Origin of the sequence: Aquimarina sp. Aq107, assembly GCF_943733665.1 — a bacterium.
Taxonomy (GTDB): Bacteria; Bacteroidota; Bacteroidia; order Flavobacteriales; family Flavobacteriaceae; genus Aquimarina.
This window is the reverse complement of the sequence record NZ_OX030782.1, coordinates 2,671,993-2,691,934: the sequence shown is the minus strand read 5'-3', so window position 1 is coordinate 2,691,934 and position 19,942 is coordinate 2,671,993. Positions and strand designations below refer to the sequence as shown.

The window sequence follows — 19,942 nt, the reverse complement described above, 5'->3', positions numbered from 1 at the left end:
TTTTTTTAACACATAAGTCATGATCCCAAGTAAATATAGATTTAGAACACAAGAGATACAATTAAATATTCCGAAACAAGGAATGAACAAATATTTGATAGAAAGTACAAATTTTATTAATTATTCTGGAGAAATACGTTGTTCTCGGAAGAAAGAAGTTTCTCTTTCTATGGAATACAATGAAGACCAACCATACATTCGTTTTGTAAATGTTGAGATTGAAAATGATAATTTTCAATTCTCTGACGGGTCCTTTGCAATGCAAGATATTATAAAAAGAACAGCTTCGGTTTATAACAAACTTAATTTACAAGTATCTTATAAAGGGCAAATCTTATCCATAGATAATATGGATGAATTACAGGAAAAATGGAGTAAAATAAAAATGTATTTTGAAAATAAATATAAAGGAAATCAAATACAACGCTTCATATTAAAAACAGAAGCGATATTAAATTCAGAAGAAGAGATTATAAAAGATATTTCTCTGTATCATAATTTTGGAGGATTAATAAAATCGATGTATCAAAAATATAGTTCTGATTCGTGTAGTATTACATCACAGTATTTATCCACAAAATACGGAAAGGTTGCTACAGAAGAAGATGTTTTATTGCAATCAGCAAAGGAAACAGAAGATGTTCAGTTACAGTTACAGTCGCATTATCCCAAAAATAAAGAGTATGTTTCGGTAAACGGAACTTATAATTTTAAAGGGATACTTGAATCTTGGTTGCAGCGGGCTGTAATTTCTAGTATAGAAAGGTATGGCAGACAAGAATATCACAATACAGTTAGTATAATTCAACTATAATAATGGCTGGACAATTTGTAAAAAATGGCGCTACTTTAAAATGTCCATTATGTTCTAGTAGTGGTACATTGGTCGTATCGCATACTCAGGTACAATTACAAGATACTCCTTGTGCTACCAATGGCGATAAGAGTAAGTCTAATCTTGTTTTTGGAGGAGTTTGTAAAAAATGGCGAAAAAGTCCACCGCCTTGTGCAAGTGTAATTGCTCCGACGCAATGGAAGGGAGTAGCAACAGATGTAGAAATTGACGGAGAATTTATGTTATTAGAGGACTCCACGATTACTTGCAGTACCGGAGGCGTAGATATTGGTATTGATGATACCGCTCAGATGGATGTCCCTACAGATTTACCAGATACGGAGAATGCCAGACTAAAAAAGTTTTTGGTGAATGTAAGAAGACCAGATGATTATAAAGGCGAGTATGGGTTTGATTGGTTACGGGATGAGCATATCTATCCAATAGAAACTATAGGGTATGATAATGCCAGATCTCCTTTTTCTGGACCTTTAAATCAACAATTAGCTGTTTGTAAAAATCCTGAAGATTTAAAAAAAGAGTACAAGACAAAGGATGTGGTAAATCCAATTACTCCTTATGGAGAAGATTATTATCCAGCTTGGTTATCTATTTTTCCAGATACAACATTTAATGGAGTAAATGAAGCTCTATTAAATATCGAAATAGAAGCAATAGAGCCGTTGGTTGGCGATGCTACTAAAATCATTTTTGAATCTCCAAATGATTCACTTATCGTTATACCATCGCAAATAAGTTTAAGTGAACTTTTGGCAGAAAAGCAAACTAAGGATTTAGGTACTACTACAAAAGAGCTTTATGTAACTGAAAAAGTAATTACTATAAAATGTGAAGGAAATCCTTTGGAAGCTCACGAAGAAATAAAAATCTATGCAGAGTTGGATGGAGAAAAAGAAGAAGTAGGTAAACTGATGGTCTATAATAATAATGCTATCGCCACTGCTAATGTTATAGCAGTTAATGTTATTATAGATGGAATGAGTGCAATTTTAAATCCTAATTATAAGACAACTATTAAATATGAGTCCACGGTTCAACCCTTGATACAGACAGAAGTTTTTGATGATGATTTTGATATAGATAGTTTACCTGATACCGATCCAGATGTAAAAAAGTTTAAAGATGATTTTGTTACTGAAAATTTGGATATAGGACCTCAATTTAATTCAGTAAATGGATTTTTAAATAATTTGGTTAAGTTATATGATAAATATGGACATTATAAACCAGTAACTGGTATAGAAGAATTTGGTCATAATAAAACATTCCTGTTTTATACAAATGTTACGGGAATTCTTGAAAGAGAAGGCCTTCCTCCTATACAATGGAGAGGGCTAGCTAGTGCTGATCTAACGGATATATCCAATGTGGAATGGGGAAATGCGTGTATTATTTTTGGAGGAGGGTTGTCAGAAATTCATAATGTTCCCCACGAAATAGGGCATTCTCTTTCATTACCGCATTCTTTTGAAGAAGAATTTAATACTCCTTTCCTTTTTTATAGAGGATTTACAGATAATTATATGGATTATCCAACTCAATTCGAACCAGATCTTAACAAAGAGCCATTAGATAATAGATTTAAAGGCAATATGCATTCATTTTTTAAATGGCAATGGGATATTATGAGAGGAGATAAAAGTTTGGTGTACGACAATAACAATATAGAATAAGATTATGTAAAAAAAATACGCTTAAAACCTATGAATCATGTCTGGACAATTTGTGAAAAATGGAGCTACCTTAAGCTGTCCGCTCTGTTCTAGTGATGGAGTACTTGTTGTATCACATACAGAAGTGCAATTACAAGATACACCATGTGCGACTAATGGAGATCGAAACAAATCTAATCTTGTTTTTGGTGGAGTATGCAAAAAATGGAGAAAAAGTCCACCGCCCTGTGCCGGTGTAATTGCTCCTAAACAATGGCAAGGAGTTGCTAGTAATTTAGAAATCGACGGAGAGTTTATGTTGTTAGAAGACTCTACAATTGGATGTGCAACAGGAGGAGTAGATATCGTAATTAAAGATACCGCTCAGATAGACGTCCCTACGGATTTACCAGAATCTATGCTACAAGATATAGAAGTGCCTTTTTATGTAGAACGTTATAGAATACCAGGATTAAATGAAGATGGAAGTGCAATTGCCAATGATATGGCCTACGGTTCTGGAGAACCTAGTACGTTGATTTATTCAGAAGAGGAGATACAAGCTTACAAGCAAGAATATGAGCAGGATGGTTTTAATGATACAGAACATATAAAGTTCGCAAATGGAGATAGGATCACAGATAAAGCAATATATAAAACTGAAGAAATAACAGAAATAAGACCTATTTTATTTAATCTTACTAGGTTGAATTTTGATTTTATGCTCTTTGATGATTTTAGAATTATGGCTTTTCAACTTTCTTCAGGTGCATTAAGAGAAAATATAGCATCTATGATTGATAAGTTTCAAAATAATGAAGGAGGGATTTATGAGAATGATGAACTTAATCAGGCGGCTATCGAGAGTTCTGCAACAGAAAGATTTTGTGCGGCTTTAGAAAATGACATTACACAACGAATACAGAATAGGGGAGGAAATATTGCAGCAGCAGAAGATACATCTATAAGGTGGCAAAGAAGACCGGGTGCTTCTCCTTCATTTGCTAGAGGAGAAGATAACAATCTTTTTAGAGGGTTGACAATTGCCGTGAATGATGTTTGGAGTTACGAAGTAAGTGTTATTGAATATACAAAAAAAGAAAACGGTTATGATATCAAATATGAGGTGATTTATTGGGATCATTTTGGACTAGATCTACCCGATATGCAAAAATTTTACTCGCTAGGAGCTGGATTTAGAGGATGGTTTTTCTTGCAACATGTGAGAGGTTATAAACCCTTCTTAACAAAAATAACTTTTGAAAAAGAATTTTTTGTACCTGTTTCCTAATTGGTAAACATTCTTAGAAGGTAAATAACAAAATACTTGATGTTTTTCTAGAAATAAGAGGTGATCTTTTGCGATTCTGTAGATAAAGAAATATATAATATTAAATCATAAGAAATTATGAGTGGACATAATCAAGAAGTAATAAATGCAGCACAACAAAAAGGCGAAGCTCGCTTAAAGCGAATATGGGATCAAGTACGTTGGGATGAAGAAACTAACCAAATTACATTTACCACGAATGAAGCGGAAGAGGGATTATTAGATTCATACTTTGCGGAGAGAAAAGAAAGAGAGGTGCCAGTAAATGATTCTTTAGAAACAGAACCTGAAATTTATACTGTAGTTAGTGGAGATAATCTTACCAAGATAGCAGAAAATTATTCTGGAGTAAGTATAGAAGATATAGCCGAGGCTAATCCAGATGATGTAGGCCCAAGGCCAAATTATAATATCAGTGTTGGTGCTCAATTAACAATACCAAATCAAATACCAACTATAACCGAGGTTTTTTATGAAAAGGTAAATAGTGGAGTGCTAGGAGGTGATGTTTATGTCGTAGTAAAAGGATTTGCATTAAAAGATAAAGAAGCGATTATTGAAATTTTTGAAAAAAGGCCTTATTTACTGATGGAAAATGAAACACCTCTTACAGTGATTCAATATGATCCTCTAGATGCAGAAAAACCTGTAAATGAAAATAGGACAGAATTGAAAGCCAAGTTTAATGAAAATGGAGAAGCGGTAGTTAAAATTCAATTAAGACCTGAGAAACCTGAAGGAGAAGATGCAGAAGACACAGTGTTCAATGCTTGGAAAGAGAAGTTTATCCCAGAAGACCCGCTGGAAAACTTTACAATAGAACCAAATTCTTCTGATCAAAACGATTTGGTATCAGGTGATACTTCGGATTTTATGTTAGACCCTGAAACAGAAAATGAAAGAAACAGTATTGCTATGCAAAGCCTTAACGGAACATATACTGCAGAAAATGTAGATGGTGCAAATGTTTTAAATTATACTCCAAACCCTCCTTCATCTATAACGGACCCATTATGGTTATTGGTAAAAGTACAAGGAAATAGTAATTTATATGAAGAAGAGTTTTTAAAGCTTAGCAATGAATATTTTCAGCTACAAACTGAAATAGCACCTTGGATGGAAATTGCTTGGGCAGAATTAGGTGTTTATGAAAGAGATAGAACTAGTGGAGGTTTTGAAAGGGTAGCAGAGTTTTTCTTAAATGGAGCAGGACAAGCCTTAGATCCTATTAACCAAGCTTGGTGTTCTAGTTTTACTAATTGGGTATTCATTGAGACTAATAGGCTAAAGGGGACAAATTTTTCAACTATTCCTTTGAATGGACATACCCATAACCCTGCAATGGCTATTAATTGGTTTAATCCATCCAGATATGAAGGAGGAGTTAGAATATTACCAGATAAGAAACCTCCGTATGGAAGCGTTCTAATTATGCAAAGATTAACTAGACCTACACACGAGGGACATGCAGCTTTTGTTATTGATTATGTTAACTCAGGCGACCGTTTGATATTCAAACTTTTAGGAGGGAATCAAACTCATCGAGTTCAAGTTGAAGAATATATTTTCGAAAAATCAGGCTCTAACTATGTAAAAGGTAATTTTAAACTATTAGGCTATGTATTACCTAAAGAATATATATATGATGAAAATAATGAAGTGTTTTACCAATATCAAAGTGAAGCTGATGCGGCAGAAGCAGGTTCCCGTACGTAAATCTTTTTTAAGTGTGTTCTTCCTTTGCTTGTTTGTCTCTTCTTGTGGTAGCACTAAAAATGGTACTAAATTTTTTGTAGATAATGAAAAAACTAATACCAAAATTAGTTCTTTGAAAAAGGCAGATTCGGACTCGGTTACTATTAAAAGACTTTTAACTATTCTACAGAAAGATTATGTTAACATCGATAATGAATCTTTGAATAATCGTTATTTATCCGATACGATTTTCGGAGATTGTATTTTTCATAAACTTGAATTAGCGCATTTGTATGAAAGAGGAGATATTTATTTATTAAAGAACAAAATACTAAATAAAAAAATATTTACAGAGGATTTAATGGAAGTGCTAAGAAGTTATGATCCGGTGAGAATGGAAAACAATCTTCTTTTAGTTCCTGTTAAGGAAAATGACCAAGAAATAGAATCAACGACTCTTTACAGATTTAAAGTTAATGAAAATCGTCTAGAATTGAAATCTGTAAATTGTATAGGATGATTAGAAATAAATGGCGTCTAAAATTTATGAATTATTACATCTATTTGTAATAAAAAGAATATTAGAATGAGTGGACATAAAGAAGGAATTAATGCAACACAACAATTGATAGAGGCTCGTTCTAGAAGAATTGAGGAGATTAATCGCAATTGGGCAGATTATGCAAATCAAACAACTTTTGCTACCAATGAATCTGAAGAAGGTTTAATTGATGCTTACTTTGCGAAAAAGAAAGTTGAAGAGGTTAGTGTTTCTAGTGGGAACTCTTCATATCCTATAAGAAATCCTATTAATTTAGTTGATGAAAATGGAATAATGGATGAAGGAGAAATAGATCCTAACCTAAGAACTAAAAGTATAGATACCGTAGCCGAAGAAATTTTATATGTAATTGAGAGGGATTCTTTATTAGCAGAAGGCTATCATACTAATGTTGAAGCAATACGTACAAATCTTGAGTATAGAATATATAGGGAACCTAATAATGTTGTAGAATTTGAAATTTTTAAGAAAGAAGAAAGAGTTTCTTATGAAAAAAAAGATAATGGAATATTAGGTGAGGATTCTTATATCCTAGTTAAAGGATTTGCCTTAAAAGATAAAGAAGCCATTGTAGAAATTTTTGAAAGGAGCCCATTTTTATTAATGGAGGATGAAATTCCACTTACAGTTATTCAGTATGATACTATAGAAGCAGAAGAACCAAATGAGAATACAAACAAAACCGAACTAAAAGCTACATTTAACGATCAAGGAGAAGCTGTAGTAAAGATTAAGTTTCGTCCCAAAGTAGATGATCCTGATACGGTTTTTGAAGAATGGAAAGAAAAGTTTAAACCTAAAGAACCCATTAATCTTCCTCCTCCTTCTGTAGAAGAAATGCAACAAATAACTCCATCCGTTCCATTAACTTTTGGATCAGATGTGCCACAAATTGGATCAGAGGTATCTACTAATCCTGAGGATTATCCCTTACCCACTAATCAAAAACCAGAATTACCTCCGATTATAGATTTTTTATGGTTAAAAGTAAAAGTAAGTGGAGATAAACAGGATTATGAAGATGAGTTTTTGAAAATGAGAGATGAATATTTTCAATTGAAGAATAATTGTTGCTCTCAAGAAATGACCAAAGAACAAATAATGAGTATTGCAATTCACGCAACTGAAAGGAATGTAGAAACTCATTTAAGTGGTATAAATCAGGCATTCATTGACAACGATATAAATACTTGTTTGAGAAGAATACATTTTTTAGCACAAGTGATAAAAGAATCTGGAAGTTTTTATTATACAAGGGAAACTGGTGTTTCAAATAGCGCATACGGAGGTTTTCCTGGAAGAGGATTGATTCAATTGACATTTAGGAGTAATTATGAAGCCTATGGTAATTTTATTGGAGAAGATTTCACCTCTTCACAACAAAATAAGGAAAAGTTAGAAAGGAACCCTCACGCATCTAAGTCGGCAGGGTGGTTTTGGGCCCAAAGTGCAGAATTAAATGATGATGCGGATGAAAATGATTTTATTTTTATAACGTATAGCGTTAATGGAGGTTTTAATGGTTATAATGAGAGATTACAATCTGTCGAGAAAGGATTTGAAATATTATATGAAAGTTGTAATAATTCTAATTCTGAGTCCACAGAATATATATTTTCAGAAAGTAAAGTATATAATAGACAAAAAGGATCTTTTGGTTGGGGAGTATGGCACGACCCAGCAACCTCCAAAAAAGGGTGCACGAAGAATAGGCAAAAGGCTATTGAAGGGTATGAGCGTTTTATTGCTTTAAATGACGCTGCAGGTAAACCAATCCCGCCAAGAAATTGGTATGGATATGATAAATATGAAATTCGAAGTTTTGTAGAAGAAAGGTTAAGAGTCTTAAAAAATTAAAAAATGATATGAGATATTTCCTTTTTTTCATATTGCTTTTATTCACCATTAACTGTAAATCAAAAAAAAGTGTTGTACAAAATACGATTATTGAACAGAAGAAGCCCGGTTTTTTTGATGGTAAATATCAGTATAAGAAAGATGATTGTCTTTTGACTATAAATATTTCCAATTTAGTTTATGAAATTAAAACTCAAAATCTTCAGCATACAGGTGAGTTGGAAATTGAGTATCACGATAAGTCAATTCTTTTTCAGTTTAAAGAATTATACGGAGAATATCCAAAAAGAATTATAACGGCTGAATTTATTAACGACACCATTGTTATACTAAATTATGGTAATGCAATGAATGAGTTTGTTAGGTTTAGTGAATGTGATACTAAATATATCGAGCTAAAGAAAGTGTAATAATATGGTTTGCTTAGATTTAAGAGTTTCTCAAAATTTACGTTAAATGAGATCAATTATATTAGTTCGTTCTTCTAAATCCAGTGGTTTTCAGGGGATGTTTTCTATGGAAATCATGGATGTACGCGCTAGCCCTATTTCCTACTTTTGATTTAGAGATATCACACAAATAATAAAACTCTTAAAACCAATACCTATGAAGGGCTTATTAACCTATAAAAACCTACTTTTAGTAATGTGTAGTTTGATCATATTTTCTTGTTCTAAAGAAATAGATGGGTCAGATGTTATTTTACTAAATAACGAAAAAGAAATATTAGAATTTACATTTCTCTCATCAGATAATGAAGAATTAGAGATTGATGTTAGTGCTCGTATCGATCAGAATGATAAGATAATATCTGTAGTATTACCATATGGTACTCCAGTTAGAGCATTGAAACCCAATATAAAAGTTTCAGAATCTGCATCCATTATCCAAGGTACAGATATTTTTGTAGATTTTTCCGATCCTTTAAATTATAGCGTGATTGCAGAAGATGGTACAACTTCAGACTATACAGTAAGAGTACGAGTTGTTGCTAGTACAGATCAAGAGATTTTACTTACTATTTTTAATCAAAACCCTGATAATACACTTGGCTGGGATATAACTAGTGACAATGTTTCTGCTTGGGAAGGTATCGTAGTTATAGATGAGAAGATAATAGGGTTAGAGTTAGATGAAAAAGGGCTTACCATATTACCGCCAGAAATCTGTGACTTGTTTTACCTTAAAACATTATCGTTAGAAGGTAATATGATTACAGAAATTCCAAGACAGATTGAAGATTTGTCTAATAACTTAAGAGTGTTGAATCTCGGTGGAAATCAGATAGAAATAATTCCAGGAGAATTTTTTAGTCTAGAAAAACTAACCGATCTAAGAATGTATACCAATATGTTAGTAGATATACCTTCTGATATTAATAAACTTACAGAACTGAGATATTTGAGTTTGTCTAATAATGCTTTACAAACACTGCCTTCAGAACTGTTTGAACTCTCGGAGTTAAATACATTATTCATTAATAATATCGAATTATTAGAGGTGCCACAAGAAATAACAAATCTATCTAAATTAACTAGTTTAGGAATCTCCTCCAATCAATTAGGATCCATACCAGATCATGTTTTAGAAATAGAGACATTAACCAGATTAGATATTTACAATGCTGGCATAAGTACTATTCCTTCAGGGATTACAAAACTATCCAATCTAAAACGACTTCAGTTATCTGGAAATAATTTAGTTGAAATTAATGAGAGTGTAGGGGATTTATTTCTTTTAGAAAACCTGTTGTTAAAAACAAATATGATAGAAGAAATACCTGTTAAGCTTAGTAATTTGATAAATTTACAAGTATTGGATATTTCGGAAAATAACATTGTTTCTATGCCAAATGCTGTGTGTGATTTAGTAAATACAGGAACCGAAATTGTAATTGATGCTGGTGTAGGTTGTATGTAAAAGGTTTAGATATTAGTCTTTAATCTACTAAACCTAATTTAATAGCATGTTTTGCTAACCCGACGACATTTTTTACATTCAACTTAGAAATCAAACTTGTACGATATCCCTCTATCGTATATTTACTTAAAAATAATTGATCCGCAATTTCTTGAGTAGTGTATTCTTTTGCAATAAGCTGTAATATCTCTTTCTCACGTTTACTGAGATTGATTTCGTTATGCTGTTTTTGCTCAAAAATACTTTTTGTGTAAGCTTCTTTGATACTGTTTGAAAAATAATTTGAGCCTTTTAAAATAATTTCAATTGCTTTAAGAAGCTCTTCTTTTTTAGCATTTTTAGGGATATATCCATTAACCGCTGCCTGTGTTAATTCATAAATCTTTTGAGGTTCAGATAGCATGCTAACAATAAGAGTTTTAATAGTGGGATGATTTTCTTTGATATAATGATTCAATGCTACACCATCCATTTTTGGCATATTAATATCTAATATCGCTAAATCAATTTGATCAGTAGTATTAATATCTAAGTACTTCTTAAGATCCAAACCGTTACTAGCAGTATACACAATTTCATAATCAGATTCGTGTGATATGATGCTTAAGAGACCATCTAAGAACATTTTATGGTCATCAGCTACTACTAGTTTATATGTGTTACTTTTTGTCATTTAGTACGATAGGTATTTCAATTCGTATAGCCGTTCCACGATTAATAGCAGAATCAATGTCGATTTTTGCTTTTAATAACGTTAAGCGCTTTTTTATATTTTGTAAACCAATACCATTTGTTTCCTTTTTAGAATCAAAACCAATACCATCATCCTCAAAAATAATTTCTATAGAATCATTATATGCATTAAGACATATTTCAATGACTCTTGCTTTAGCATGTTTAAGAGCATTGGTCATTAGTTCTTGTATAATTCTAAAAATTTCTACTTTTTGATTATCATTAATTGTATTAATTTTCTCTATTGGATGTGGTATAAATGTAATATCCGGATCTGTAACTTTTTCTATAGTATCGATGTATTCTCGTATATAATTGGCAAATGCAGTTTGATTAATTTTTTTTGGAATCAAATTATGAGAAATCTCTCGAACTTGTTGGTATGTATTATCTAATTGATCGATAATCGTAGCTTGTGTTTTTTTATCTTTTTCGATGTTAATCATCTGTAATTTTATAGCTGCTATATTTCCTCCAATGCTATCGTGCAGTTCTCTTGCAATTCTATTTCGTTCTTCGTTTTGAGCGATTACATAGGTGTTTGCCAGTTTTAATTCTTGCTCATTTAGAAAAGAAGCAGTTTTCTGGCGATTGATTTCTTCTTTCTGAGCATTATATTTTGTTTTTACTTGTAGTTTTTGATAATATACTAGAAGTAAACCAATAATTGGGATTAGAACAATGATAAAACCAATAATATAAAACCGTCTTAATAAACGTTGTCGTTTTATTTCTGCTTCGCTAGAGAGTTGATCTTCTTTTAAAAGTAAAATTTCCTTTTCTTTAGTTGCAGTTTCATATTTTACTTCTAATTCAGTTATTGTCTTTTTTTGTCTACTATAGCTAATAGAATCCTTTAAAGAATGAAAATTGTTTAAAGCTAGATTTGCGGATTTATAATCATCAATATAAGTGTAAATATTCGCTAGATTTTCATAAATATTTTTTTGTATTTCTAAATTCGAAATCAGCTTTGCTGGAGCCAAGCTGTTATTTAATAGATTGATGGCTTCCTGTGGTTTTCCAAGTGCAGCTATAGCTTTGGATTTGTGGACTATGGCATTGATACTTTTGTCTTTAAAACCATGAAGATCAGCAATCTTTTTACTATCATTAAAATATGCTAAAGCTTCTTCATATTTCTTATTTTCGTGTAAAACATCTCCAATATTTAAAGCTAACGTAGCAGAGGCCTTTGGAGAGGTGTTAGGAGGAATCATTTCATAAGCTTTGAGAAAGAATTTTTCTGCATTGTCATAATCTTTTTTTCTAAAATATACAGCTCCTATATTTATGTAATTAGATGAAATGATTTTTTTATCTGTAGTGGCTGCATTACTTTCTTCAAAAAACTGAATAGATTTATCATAGTTTTCATTATTAGCGTTTAAAATTCCAAAATCAGATTTGACTTTAGTAATCATTTCTATGTAATCAATTTCTTCAGAAATCTTAAGACTTCTATATAACATTTCTATAGCTTCATCTATGTTACCGCTTCGTCTATAACTGGAACCTAGTAATCTATATGCTTGCGCTAAATGTTTTTTATTTCTTAAGTGGATTAAGGAGGCTCTTGTGTAATACATAGATGAATCTACAACACCTATGGAATTGAAGTAGCTTCCTAGATAAAGTTTGGCTTTAGATTTTATGGAATCTTGTTGTTCTTTATCTCTAGAAATTTTGGATAAAACGCTATAAGAATAATTAGGATTAGCGTCTAAAGAATCAATAGCACTATCTAATTGTATACTAATCGATTCTTGCCCAATACAAAGAAAAGAATAGCATAATGTTATGCATATAAGTATTTTTCTAATAGATATTATGTCCATTACATTTGTGTAAAATAAATTGGTCTATCCACGAAAATAAAGATTTCAGTGTAAAGTGTTATTAAAGATAAGTGTATTTAAGAAATACTACTTATAATCATCAAAAAGTTATTGAGTTTTATGAGAAGATGTTAATAGATTTATAATGGGTTTGATTTTATGTTTTTTTAATATTTGTAAGCTTTAAAATTTAATGAAAAAAAAGTAAAAGACTTACTGTTTTTCTTCTTAGAATGGGCTTTGAGTCGTATCTTTATAGAGTAATTAGAATAGCATTCTTTCTCTAAAAATTTTCTATGGAAAACCTTGATGCAGCAAGACTCCAGATGGCATTTACCTTAATATTTCATATTGTTTTTGCATGTATTGGAATGGTAATGCCTTTTTTTATGGTGGTGTCACATTATAAGTGGTTAAAAACTAAAGATCAAATTTATTTAACGCTAACAAAAGCTTGGCAAAAAGGAGTGGCAATTTTTTTTGTTACTGGTGCAGTTTCGGGGACTGCTTTGTCCTTTGAATTAGGTTTATTATGGCCAGAGTTCATGAAGCATGCGGGTCCTATTATAGGAATGCCTTTTTCACTAGAAGGGGCAGCTTTTTTTGTAGAAGCAATAGCGCTAGGATTTTATCTATATGGTTGGAATAAATTACCAGAAAAATTTCATTGGTTTACAGGTGTTATAATTGGATTATCCGGAGTCGCTTCTGGAATTTTGGTTGTAGCAGCTAATGGATGGATGAATTCTCCTAGTGGATTTGATTATATAGATGGTCAATTTTTAAATATTGACCCAGTACAAGCGATGCTAAATCCGGCTTGGTTTACCCAGGCATTGCATATGACATTAGCTGCTTTTACAGCGACTGGTTTTGCTGTTGCCGGAATTCATGCGTATCAAGTATATAAAGGAAGAAAGGTAGCCCTGCATACCAAAGCATTTAAAATTGCATTAACATTCGGGGCGATTGCTGCGATATTACAACCAATTAGTGGAGATATATCTGCAAAAGATATTGCGGAGAGACAACCGGTGAAATTAGCGGCAATGGAAGCACACTACAATACAGAAAAAGGTGCTCCATTATATCTGGGCGGTATCGTTGATGCAGATACCCAAGAAGTAAAATATAAAATTGCTATTCCTGGGATGCTATCCTTTCTAGCGTTTGGAGATTTTGATGCTGAGGTTAAAGGGTTGAATGATTTTCCAGAGGATGAACGTCCGAATGTTCCTATAGTGCATTATGCTTTTCAGACAATGGTTGGTATTGGAGGAATATTGATGCTTGCGGGACTGTTATATTTTATTTCTTTAAAAAAGAAAAGATGGTTGAATAATAATAAATATTGGATACTTTTTGTTTTGTTAGCTCCTCTTGGTTTTATAGCCTTAGAGGCTGGATGGATTGTAACAGAAGTGGGAAGACAACCTTGGATTATTCATAAAATAATGAGAACTAAAGATGCGGTGACTCCAATGCCAGGAATTGTATTTAGTTTTTATACATATATAGTTGTCTATCTATCATTATCAATTGCAGTTACATGGTTGATGATTCGTCAAATCAAAGTTCTTAATGCCAAAAATGATTAGTTTATGTTGTATGTAGTATTATTCTTTTTGATATTTTCTCTGTATTTATATGTGGTTTTAGGAGGTGCAGATTATGGAGCAGGGATTGTAGAACTGTTTTCTTCAGAAGAGAATCAAAAAATAACAAAGAAAACAATTTATAGAGTAATGGGGCCTGTTTGGGAAGCAAATCATATATGGATTATCATTATGATCGTTATTTTGTGGATTGCTTTTCCTGCATATTACAATATATTGGTAGTTAATCTGCATATTCCTCTAACAATAGTATTATTAGGAGTTACGCTACGAGGAGTTGCTTTTGTTTTTAGACATTATGATGCGATAATTGATAATTCCCAAAAATTGTATGATGCCATGTTTAAAATATCAAGTTTGATTACTCCGATATTTTTAGGGATGGTGTTTGGTGGATTAATTAGTGGTCAAATTCAGCTTTCCGAAGATGTGAGTAATTTAACTTTTTACGAGATTTTTGTAAGACCTTGGTTTAATGCTTTTAGTATTTTAGTAGGATTGTTTTTTGCAGCTTTATGTGCATTCTTATCATCAGTATTGCTTATTGGTGAATCCGAAGATGGAAAAGAAAATATTTATATAAGAAAAGCTGCTATAGCTACTATTGTTGTATTCGTAATGGGGTTGATAACTTTTATATATGGATATATTGATGATTATTTTTTTGTAAAGAATTTTATCACAGATCCTTATGCTATTGTTTCCATGGTAATTTCGGGAATATTATTAATACCTCTTTGGTTTACTATAAAAAAGGGTAGGAGAGTGCTAAGTAGACTTTTTGCTGGATTACAGGTTTTTTTAATTTTACTTGCTGCATTAATATCACATTTTCCTAATATTATTATTAGTAAAAATGGAAGTATAAGCTTATTAGATCAAATAGCTCCTGATAGTGTGATTAATGTACTAGGAATATCATTAATTATTGGTGGAGCGGTTATTCTTCCGGGTTTATTTCATCTCTTGAAATCGTTTAAAATGATTAAAATTTTAGAACAGAATAAGAACCCTTCTCTATAACAAAAGTATTTTTATATTTGTTTCCCAAATTTCGGGTAGTAGCTTAGTCCGGTTAAAGTGCTGGTCTGGGGGACCAGAGATCGGAGGTTCGAATCCTCTCTACCCGACAAAAGAAAATCCAATCATTACTGATTGGATTTTTTATCTCTTCTTTTATAAAAGATCATTAAAACAGAATACGTAGAAACTATAATATAAGATCAATTTATATTAGAATAAGTTTGAACATATAATTAGTTTCTTAATCGATATCTATTTACGGCATCGGATATTTCATACCCTAAACGATATCCTTCTGTACAATCGATCCTAATATGCACTCCTAGTGGAATTCTTGAAAAAGCATTTTCTTCGGCCATTTCTGTAAATGAATCAAATTGTCTTGGTTGACCTAAGAATTCTGTTCTACCTTCGTGTGTTCGATCCGTGAAATTAGTATCGTTTCCAAACTCATCTATGAATATTCCTGCAGCAGCAGAAGCAAATGTAGAGTGACCAGATGGGTATCCTGGGAATGTAGGGTTTGGCCAAAAAATAAATTTAAATAAGTTTGTTTGATAATCAGGGTTAATGAATTCTTGAATATAAACACTTGGCCGCATTACTAAATACTCATACTTATCAGCCCATGAAGAAACAGCTGCATCATTCAAAGAAAAACCTAGTTTAAGGAGCATAGCTAATGATCTATCATAATCAAGATCGTATTTTTCTATTAATTGATTAGCGATAGCAATTTGTCTTCCAGGAGGACTTACCATTAAACCTTCTACATCATCTGACCAAAATTCTGCGATCCATAATTCTTCATTAGTTTCTTCTGCAGCTCTTGTACTTACTGTGTACACTTCATTCATTTCTGCAAAATAATCACTATTTGGATCTGTACTATAATTTAATGGTGGAGGAATACTAGTAGTTTCTTCAGAAGAAATTACAAAAGTTCTTACTTTTCCCCAGTAAGGAAATAAACCACGTTCTGGTTCTGCACTATAGCTCCATAAACCTGGACCAACAGGTGGTTCGTAATCAAGTGGTTGTGGTTCTAAAATTTGCGTTTCTGCTTCTGTATCCGTTTGACTATAAGCAATAACTTGTTCTGCTACGTGGGTTCCCCATTCGATAGAGTTTCTGATATCTCGTCGTCTTAATCTTTGCGAAAGTTGATCTTCATATTCAGATTGTAGTAGACCTATCTTATTGTCTATAGATGGATCAATGTTATTCATAAAATGATCCATAACAATAGCGTAACATGTGTTTAATGCTAAGTCTAGACTGATATTTCTATCTCTTTCGCGGTCATTTATTTGCAATCCATCCAGTCTATTTTCTATAGAACGATATCCTCTCATATCGTGCACAGCAGTTTCATATGCTGCTAAGTGTATATACGCTAAAGCTCTAGCGGTTGCATTAGGTCGCATCCCGAATGCGTATTGATCTAATTCGACCCATAAAGAGTTCCAGTCAGTGATCAAATCGATAGTAGTATCAGATTCATTAGGACCTTTGTTTAGATCATCAATGGTTTCAGTATCCAATGTTTCTGAGTCTATTTCTTCATTGTCATATGAACAAGATTGTATAAAAATAGCCGTAATAGAGAATACTAGTAGTATTCTAAAGTTTGATAGTTTCATAAATTGTATAGTTAATTGTTAGATTAAAAAACCGTGCTCTATCATTTCTGATTGGAGAATACGGCTTTCTAAATATTATTTCGACGTCAAATAATATTTAAAAAAGTAAGTGTCGAATTCTAAAATGATATTTATAATATCTTCACAATGTAGATTGATCCAAAATCAAAATTTCTTTAAATACTTAGCTAAGCGAATTCAAAAGAAATAACTTGATAATTACGACTAATATTGTTGAAGGAAATGGTGCTTTCAGTAGAACGTTTGTAAGTATTGCTAGATGACTTTTTATTTTCTGTGAATGGATGGTTTTATTCAGTGAAAGCTGTTTTTTTGCAAGTATACCAGCTGTTTACGGGTTGTTGTTTTATGTTGTATGTTAAACCCGTAGTTATTTGTAACTCATAAAAAAGTTGATCCAAATATTTCTGGATATTCTAAGAATTATTGGAAGAGAAACTATCATAACCACTACAATTATGCAATAGGTAGGTATCAGGTTGATACCAAGTAAAAGATAAGACAGAATAAAGGCGGTACTTGCGAACATAATACCCACTGGATAACTAACATACATAGCTCCATAAAAGAAAGAGGGCTCAATTTTATATTTTGTGTTACAAGAACTGCATCGTTCATTCATTTTTAGCGTATCCTTAATTAAATATGGGTTTTTCTCAGAATACATACTTTCGTTTTGGCAAACTGGACAAGTGCCTTTTATAATACTATAAGCTTTTGTTCCTTTTAAAAAATTCATATGCTCTTGATTTGTAAGTTAACGACTTTTGTTGTTTGTTACCTTTTCTTAAAATGAAATGATCAATGCTTTTATTTAGATACAAAAATAGTTAAGTATGTGATTTTTTTATTCATAGATTTGTTGCTTATTTTTGTGCTTTTAGGACATATATGTTGATTTTTAAATGATCCCAATATTAAATATAACGCAATTTGACAAGGAAGAATCCTTAACCGATTTTTACAGTAATGATCTTAAAAATCATTTAATTAAAAACAAGAATATCTTTCATAAATCACATAAGCATGACTTTTTCTTATGTGTATTTTTTTCGAAAGGTTCTGGTATACACGAGGTTGATTTTGATTCTTATACTGTAAAGCCGGGAAGTGTATTTTTTTTAATGCCAGGTCAGACACATTATTGGAAATTTCAAGAACAACCAGAAGGGTATATCTTTTTTCATTCTCAGAATTTTTATGAATTTCAGTTTTCTAACAAAAAACTTCAGCGATTTCCTTTTTACTATTCATATAAAAACCCTCCTTATTTGAACTTAACTAAAGAAGAGATGCCCGTAATCAAATCATATTTCGAACAAATAAATTCAGAATATAACCAAACGTTGGTTTTTAATAAGGATAAAATAGTGAGTCTAGTAGATCTAATTTATATAGATTTATCTCGTTTGTATATTAATAGAAAGACGGAATATTTATCATCAACTCCGACGTATCTAAAAACCCTAGCTTCTCTAGAAGTGATCATAGAACAGTTTTATAAAAATGAAAAATCAGCTAAGTTTTATGCAGAAAAACTAAACATTTCTCCAAAACATTTAAATAGAATTGCAAGAACGACACTAAATAAAACTACAACAGATTTGATAACAGAACGTATTATGTTAGAAGCAAAAAGGTTAATAGTTCACTCGGATAGTTCCTTATCGTTAATTGGAGAAAGTTTAGGTTATGAGGACTACGCTTATTTTTCTAGGGTATTCAAGTTAAGAACAGATAAAACACCTTTAGAATTTAGAAGAGAATATCGTTATTAAGGTATGGATGTATTAAGATCCAATCAATAATTGATTGGATCTTAATACATATTGCAAGTTTTCTTTATAAAAAGAGTATTTCTTATGCGTGATAATAGCGCTCTCTATAGATTTTATTATCCTTCCATTCTGTTACTACTGTTTGTTCAGAAAGCATTGTGCTTCCATCCTTAAGTTTCAGTTCCATAATAGCATCATAAAAAGAATGATTTCCGTTAACGGCGTAATTTCTAACCTCATATCTAATAAATTCAGAAAGCTGGTTATCAATAAAATCTTGTTCAAATTTTAAATTGAATTCCTTTCCTTTTTTAGGTTTGTCATTGCTTTCTCTTAATTCTACATCATCGTGTAAATAAGTTTCCATTGCTTCGATGAAAGCTCCCTTAGCTAATAATTGATGAACATGTTTTAAATTGGTTTCTATTGTAGTTTCCATATGTATTTTATTTAAAGATTAATTATATATGCAAAGTTAGTCTGAGAATAGAGGTTTTGTAATGATAATTATTCCTTAAGAATGGTAGATTTTTCTTTTTTGATAAAATTTATTTGTTAATTTGAATATGAGATTAGATTATTCAAGTATAAAAGATGAGAGCTCATTTATTCTTACAGATTTTAATTGTTCTTCATCATTAGATTTACTCAGAAATAAAGGGTTGTATAAGATTATATGGAGTAAAGATCATGAAGTTAGTTTTCGTATAGATGGATCTCTTATAGAATTACAAAAAGATCAAATTATTTTTTGTACTCCACTCAATGTATTAGAAATAGAAAATAATACAGACGGAATTATTTCGCTTGTATTTAATAGAGAGTTTTATTGTATAAGAGATCATGATCAAGAAGTGTCTTGTAATGGTTTTTTGTTTTTTGGTTCTTCAGTTCCGCAAATATTATCCCTTGATGAAAAAGAAAAAGTAAGTTTTTCTATGATGTTTGATTCTTTTAGAGAAGAATTTGAAAATAAAGATCAGATCCAAGGAGAAATGCTTCAGACACTTTTAAAAAGGTTTTTGATAAAATCGAGAAGATTAATTAAGGAAGACTTACCAGAATCTGAGATTCCGAATAACCAGTTAGACATAATTAGAAAATTTAATATTCTTATAGAACAACATTTTCGAGAAAAACATCAAGTAGCGGAATACGCAGAGTTGTTGTTTAAATCACCTAAGACACTGTCTAATTTATTTAATAAATACAGTGATAAATCGCCATTGGCAACAATTAATGAACGTATAGTGCTAGAGGCAAAAAGATTGTTGCTATATTCTGATAAAACATCAGAAGAGATTGCTTACGAATTGGGATATAAAGAAGCAGGACATTTTTCTAAGTTTTTTAAGAAACATACTACTATGAATCCAACAGAATTTAAAAATAGAAAACTCACTAATTCATAGTATA

Annotated in this window: 17 protein-coding genes and 1 tRNA gene; 13 read left to right on the top strand and 5 right to left on the bottom strand. The window is 31.5% G+C overall.

Annotated features, from left to right (window positions below; genetic code table 11):
- The first annotated feature begins 19 nt into the window (after positions 1-19).
- The 8 genes from NMK29_RS11405 (at position 20) to NMK29_RS11370 (ending at position 9,872) form a co-directional block, all read left to right on the top strand.
- Positions 20-814: a hypothetical protein gene (locus NMK29_RS11405; RefSeq protein ID WP_108805548.1), complete on the top strand. Its 795-nt coding sequence runs from the start codon at positions 20-22 to the stop codon at positions 812-814.
- Between the two features lie 2 nt (positions 815-816).
- Positions 817-2,529, top strand: coding sequence for a DUF4280 domain-containing protein (locus NMK29_RS11400; RefSeq protein ID WP_108805549.1), 1,713 nt, complete (start codon positions 817-819; stop codon positions 2,527-2,529).
- A gap of 37 nt (positions 2,530-2,566) precedes the next feature.
- Complete coding sequence (locus tag NMK29_RS11395; RefSeq protein ID WP_108805550.1) at positions 2,567-3,799, top strand: DUF3289 family protein; 1,233 nt, start codon at positions 2,567-2,569, stop codon at positions 3,797-3,799.
- A gap of 117 nt (positions 3,800-3,916) precedes the next feature.
- Positions 3,917-5,554 carry a LysM peptidoglycan-binding domain-containing protein gene (locus tag NMK29_RS11390; RefSeq protein ID WP_108805551.1) on the top strand — a complete coding sequence of 546 codons (1,638 nt, stop codon included), beginning with the start codon at positions 3,917-3,919 and terminating at the stop codon, positions 5,552-5,554.
- On the top strand, positions 5,526-6,053 hold the full coding sequence (locus NMK29_RS11385; protein WP_159092367.1) for a hypothetical protein: 528 nt from the start codon (positions 5,526-5,528) through the stop codon (positions 6,051-6,053). Before NMK29_RS11390 ends, NMK29_RS11385 begins: the two co-directional genes overlap by 29 nt.
- A gap of 66 nt (positions 6,054-6,119) precedes the next feature.
- Entirely contained in the window at positions 6,120-7,952 is a 1,833-nt protein-coding gene (locus NMK29_RS11380) for a hypothetical protein (protein ID WP_108805553.1), read from the top strand.
- A gap of 8 nt (positions 7,953-7,960) precedes the next feature.
- Entirely contained in the window at positions 7,961-8,362 is a 402-nt protein-coding gene (locus NMK29_RS11375; RefSeq protein WP_159092368.1) for a hypothetical protein, read from the top strand.
- 196 nt (positions 8,363-8,558) lie between these two features.
- Entirely contained in the window at positions 8,559-9,872 is a 1,314-nt protein-coding gene (locus tag NMK29_RS11370; RefSeq protein WP_108805555.1) for a hypothetical protein, read from the top strand.
- A gap of 19 nt (positions 9,873-9,891) precedes the next feature.
- Here NMK29_RS11370 and NMK29_RS11365 read toward each other — a convergent pair whose 3' ends face one another.
- Together NMK29_RS11365 and NMK29_RS11360 are read right to left on the bottom strand one after the other, a co-directional pair.
- Positions 9,892-10,545: a response regulator transcription factor gene (locus tag NMK29_RS11365; RefSeq protein ID WP_108805556.1), complete on the bottom strand. Its 654-nt coding sequence runs from the start codon at positions 10,543-10,545 to the stop codon at positions 9,892-9,894.
- Positions 10,532-12,445, bottom strand: a complete 1,914-nt coding sequence (locus tag NMK29_RS11360; protein ID WP_108805557.1) for a sensor histidine kinase — start codon at positions 12,443-12,445, stop codon at positions 10,532-10,534. The genes NMK29_RS11365 and NMK29_RS11360 overlap by 14 nt, the downstream gene beginning before the upstream one ends.
- Positions 12,446-12,741: 296 nt before the next feature.
- On the opposite strand from NMK29_RS11360, the gene NMK29_RS11355 reads away from it, so the two are divergent.
- The 3 genes from NMK29_RS11355 (at position 12,742) to NMK29_RS11345 (ending at position 15,191) form a co-directional block, all read left to right on the top strand.
- On the top strand, positions 12,742-14,043 hold the full coding sequence (locus tag NMK29_RS11355; protein ID WP_108805558.1) for a cytochrome ubiquinol oxidase subunit I: 1,302 nt from the start codon (positions 12,742-12,744) through the stop codon (positions 14,041-14,043).
- 3 nt (positions 14,044-14,046) lie between these two features.
- A complete protein-coding gene (locus tag NMK29_RS11350) occupies positions 14,047-15,084 on the top strand; it encodes a cytochrome d ubiquinol oxidase subunit II (protein ID WP_108805559.1) in 1,038 nt (345 codons plus the stop codon).
- Between the two features lie 32 nt (positions 15,085-15,116).
- Positions 15,117-15,191: transfer RNA gene (locus NMK29_RS11345), tRNA-Pro, on the top strand.
- 126 nt (positions 15,192-15,317) lie between these two features.
- Here the strand turns inward: NMK29_RS11345 and NMK29_RS11340 are convergent.
- Together NMK29_RS11340 and NMK29_RS11335 are read right to left on the bottom strand one after the other, a co-directional pair.
- A complete protein-coding gene (locus NMK29_RS11340; RefSeq protein ID WP_108805560.1) occupies positions 15,318-16,727 on the bottom strand; it encodes a vanadium-dependent haloperoxidase in 1,410 nt (469 codons plus the stop codon).
- A gap of 391 nt (positions 16,728-17,118) precedes the next feature.
- Positions 17,119-17,487, bottom strand: a complete 369-nt coding sequence (locus NMK29_RS11335) for a DUF983 domain-containing protein (RefSeq protein WP_108805561.1) — start codon at positions 17,485-17,487, stop codon at positions 17,119-17,121.
- Between the two features lie 166 nt (positions 17,488-17,653).
- On the opposite strand from NMK29_RS11335, the gene NMK29_RS11330 reads away from it, so the two are divergent.
- Positions 17,654-18,526, top strand: coding sequence for an AraC family transcriptional regulator (locus tag NMK29_RS11330; RefSeq protein ID WP_108805562.1), 873 nt, complete (start codon positions 17,654-17,656; stop codon positions 18,524-18,526).
- Positions 18,527-18,608: 82 nt separating this feature from the next.
- Here NMK29_RS11330 and NMK29_RS11325 read toward each other — a convergent pair whose 3' ends face one another.
- Positions 18,609-18,965 carry a hypothetical protein gene (locus NMK29_RS11325; RefSeq protein WP_027394167.1) on the bottom strand — a complete coding sequence of 119 codons (357 nt, stop codon included), beginning with the start codon at positions 18,963-18,965 and terminating at the stop codon, positions 18,609-18,611.
- 127 nt (positions 18,966-19,092) lie between these two features.
- Here NMK29_RS11325 and NMK29_RS11320 point away from each other — a divergent pair, with 127 nt between their 5' ends.
- A complete protein-coding gene (locus NMK29_RS11320) occupies positions 19,093-19,938 on the top strand; it encodes an AraC family transcriptional regulator (RefSeq protein ID WP_108805563.1) in 846 nt (281 codons plus the stop codon).
- The last annotated feature ends 4 nt before the right edge of the window (positions 19,939-19,942 follow it).